The organism is Novosphingobium sp. YAF33 (assembly GCF_052113265.1).
In the GTDB taxonomy this organism is placed as follows: Bacteria; Pseudomonadota; Alphaproteobacteria; order Sphingomonadales; family Sphingomonadaceae; genus Novosphingobium.
The window spans coordinates 1-2,499 of the sequence record NZ_JBFRCW010000039.1 but is presented as its reverse complement, the minus strand read 5'-3'; the positions used below and the strand labels follow the sequence as shown (position 1 = coordinate 2,499).

Genomic DNA, 2,499 nt, shown 5'->3' with positions numbered 1-2,499 from the left:
TGAGAACGGCGGTGGAATAGTCGGCCACGGTAGCGGCGGGATAGGTCCGCTGCGGGCGGCGTAAAAGTCGTCCACCTTGAAGCCTTTCTGCTTGGCAGGGAGGACTGGGGATTTTCAGCGTGGAACTCTATCTGAAGGTACGTCTGGCTTGCGCGGAAGGGCTGAGCCAGCGGAGCGCGGCGAAGCGTTTCAATGTGTCGCGCGACACGGTGCGCAAGATGCTGTCGTTTTCATCGCCGCCCGGTTACCGGCGCCAGGCAGCGCCTTGCCGTCCGAAGCTGGACGGGTTTGTAGCGATCATCGATGGCTGGCTCGACGGGGACCGGGGCGTTCCGCGCAAGCAGCGCCATACGGCGAAGCGGGTATTCGATCGCCTGCGCCAGGAGCATGGGTTCACCGGCGGCTATACGATCATCAAGGATTACGTCCGGGAGCGCGAGCAGCGTAGCCGGGAGATGTTCGTGCCGCTGGCCCACCCGACGGGCGATGCTCAGGCCGATTTTGGGGAAGCGCTGGTGATGATCGGCGGGGTCACGCAGAAGGCGCACTTCTTCGTGCTTGATCTGCCGCACAGTGACGGGTGCTATGTCCGGGCGTATCCGGCCGCGGTGGCCGAAGCCTGGGTCGATGGTCACGTCCATGCCTTCGCCTTTTTCGGCGCGGTGCCCCGTTCGATCGTCTACGATAACGATCGCTGCCTGGTGGCGAAGATCCTGCCCGACGGCACGAGGCAGCGCGCATCGCTGTTCAGCGCTTTCCTGTCTCATTACCTGATCCGCGATCGCTACGCACGCCCGGGCAAGGGGAACGAGAAGGGCAATGTGGAAGGTCTCGTTGGCTATTGCCGGCGTAACTTCATGGTGCCGATCCCGCAGTTCCCGACCTGGGAGGCGTTCAACCTGTGGCTCGAGGAGCAGTGCCGCAAACGCCAGGACGACAAGCTGCGGGGGGAGAGCGAGACGATCGGCGAGCGGCTTCAGCGCGATCTTGCCGCGATGCAGCCCCTGCCAGCCTCGCCCTTCGAGGCTTGCGACCAGACCAGCGGACGTGTCTCGTCACAGTCCCTGGTGCGTTACAAGACCAACGACTATTCGGTGCCGGTGGCTTGGGGGCATCAAGAAGCCTGGGTCCGGGGTTATGTCGATGAGGTGGTGATCGGCTGCCGCAGCGAGGTCATCGCCCGGCATCCTCGTTGCTGGCGGCGGGACGAGGTCATCTTCGATCCGCTTCATTATCTCCCGCTGATCGAACAGAAGATCAATGCGCTGGACCAGGCGGCGCCGCTGCAGGGATGGGAACTGCCCGAGGCGTTCGCGACACTGCAACGCCTGATGGAAGCGCGCATGCACAAGCATGGCAGGCGCGAGTATGTGCAGGTGCTGCGCCTGCTGGAGAGCTTCGATATCGCCGATCTCCAGGTGGCGGTGGAACAGGCCATCGACCTGGGCGCCATCAGCTTCGATGCCGTCAAGCACCTGATCCTGTGCCGGGTGGAGCGCGTGCCGCCCAGGCTCGACCTTGAGGTCTATCCCTTCCTGCCCAGGGCCAAGGTCGAAAAGACTTTGGCCAAAGCCTACCTGAGCCTCCTGTCCGACAAGCAGGAAGCGGCATGAGCGGTCAGGCCCCCGAGATCCTGCTCGCCCACCATCTCAAGGCGCTCAAGCTGCCCACCTGCCTTCGTGAGCATCAGAAACTGGCCCGGCAATGCGCGGCCGAAGGCCTCGACCATATCCGCTTCCTCGCCCGGCTCATCGAGATGGAGATGATCGACAGGGAGCGTCGCATGGTGGAGCGGCGCATCAAGACGGCACGCTTCCCCGCGGTCAAAAGCCTCGACAGCTTCGACTTCACCGCGATCCCCCGACTCAACAAGATGCAGGTGCTCGAGATGGCGCGCTGCGAATGGATCGAGCGCCGCGAGAACGCCATCGCTCTGGGGCCATCGGGCACGGGCAAAACGCATGTGGCTCTCGGACTGGGGCTGGCGGCATGCCAGAAAGGGCTGTCCGTCGGCTTCACCACCGCCGCCGCGTTGGTCAGCGAGATGATGGAGGCCCGGGACGAGCGACGCCTCCTGCGCTTCCAGAAACAGATGGCTGGTTACAAGCTGCTCATCATCGACGAACTGGGCTTCGTGCCGCTCTCCAAGACCGGGGCCGAATTGCTGTTCGAGCTGATCTCACAGCGCTATGAACGCGGCTCGACTTTCATCACCAGCAATCTGCCCTTTGACGAATGGACCGAGACCTTCGGATCCGAACGTCTCACCGGCGCGCTCCTCGACCGGCTGACCCATCACGTCAGCATCCTGGAGATGAATGGCGAGAGCTACCGCCTCGCCCATAGCCGCGCCCGAAAGCCCAAAACCAACCCCTGAAATCAGGCCAACGCCCGGGGAAGTGGCCCTCGGGCTACGCCCTCACGCCACTTCCCCGGGCGGCCGCCACACTGGCCTGGTTTTACTCCGCCCCGTGGCCGACTTTTGCGCCGCCGTTGACA

General features: G+C 63.8%; 2 protein-coding genes. Both read left to right on the top strand.

Annotation, left to right across the window (positions count from 1 at the left end; genetic code table 11):
- Positions 1 to 119: 119 nt before the first annotated feature.
- The gene (gene istA / locus AB4Z00_RS26470) at positions 120 to 1,613 is read left to right on the top strand and encodes an IS21 family transposase (RefSeq protein ID WP_134096184.1); all 1,494 of its coding nucleotides are present in this window, start codon (positions 120 to 122) and stop codon (positions 1,611 to 1,613) included.
- Positions 1,610 to 2,377, top strand: a complete 768-nt coding sequence (istB, locus tag AB4Z00_RS26465) for an IS21-like element ISSsp5 family helper ATPase IstB (RefSeq protein WP_442047893.1) — start codon at positions 1,610 to 1,612, stop codon at positions 2,375 to 2,377. The genes istA and istB overlap by 4 nt, the downstream gene beginning before the upstream one ends.
- Positions 2,378 to 2,499: the final 122 nt, after the last annotated feature.

Excerpts from the sequence above, each read along its gene's own strand:
- istB (WP_442047893.1), top strand. The coding sequence starts at position 1,610 with ATGAGCGGTCAGGCCCCCGAGATCCTGCTCGCCCACCATCTCAAGGCG.